At 62.2% G+C, this 701-nt stretch carries 1 pseudogene and 1 other annotated feature; the pseudogene reads left to right on the top strand.

Going from position 1 to position 701, the window contains the following annotated elements:
• Positions 1-50: 50 nt before the first annotated feature.
• A pseudogene (locus tag B8784_RS21780) lies at positions 51-701 on the top strand (IS3 family transposase); the annotation flags it as partial.
• Positions 338-454: a sequence feature (AL1L pseudoknot), on the top strand. Its footprint overlaps the pseudogene before it by 117 nt.

Raw genomic sequence — 701 nt, 5'->3', positions numbered from 1 at the left:
TGAACCGCGCCGGGTTTGCCGGAGGCCATTTTCATTGAGAGAGTGGTTTTATGACAGACAGGAAGCAGAGACATCCTTACTCGCCAGAGGTGCGTGAGCGAGCCATTCGGATGGTGATGGAGCATGGCGGGGAGTACCCGTCGCAATGGGCAGCGATCGTCTCGATTGCCGGCAAGATCGGGTGCGTGCCGCAGACGCTGCATGGCTGGGTGGCGCAGGCCGAGCGGGATGCCGGCAAGCGGGCGGGACCAAGCACCGAAGAGCGCGAGCGGATCAAGATGCTTGAGCGCGAAGTGAAGGAGCTTCGCCAGGCGAACGAGATTCTCCGGAAGGCGTCGGCATATTTCGCACAGGCGGAGCTCGACCGCCGACCGAAGACATGATCGCATTCATTGACGATCATCGTAATGTTTATGGGGTCGAGCCGATCTGCAGGGTCCTGCCTATTGCCCCATCGACATATCATGAGGCGGATGCGCGGCGGCGTCGCCCCGAACGCAGGCCGCCGCGCGTCCGCCGGGATGAGGCGCTGAAGCCGGAGATCCTTCGTGTCTTCAACGAGAACTTCGCTGTCTATGGCGCCAACAAGGTCTGGCACCAGATGCGGCGGGAAGGCTTTGACGTGGCGCGTTGCACTGTCAGGCGCCTGATGAAGGCCATGGGCCTGCAGGGCATTATCCGCGGCAAGCCGCATCGCACGA

Source organism: Henriciella aquimarina, assembly GCF_002088975.1.
Classification (GTDB): domain Bacteria; phylum Pseudomonadota; class Alphaproteobacteria; order Caulobacterales; family Hyphomonadaceae; genus Henriciella; species Henriciella aquimarina.
Note: the sequence above shows the minus strand (reverse complement) of the source record. Positions and strands in the feature narration are given on the sequence as shown.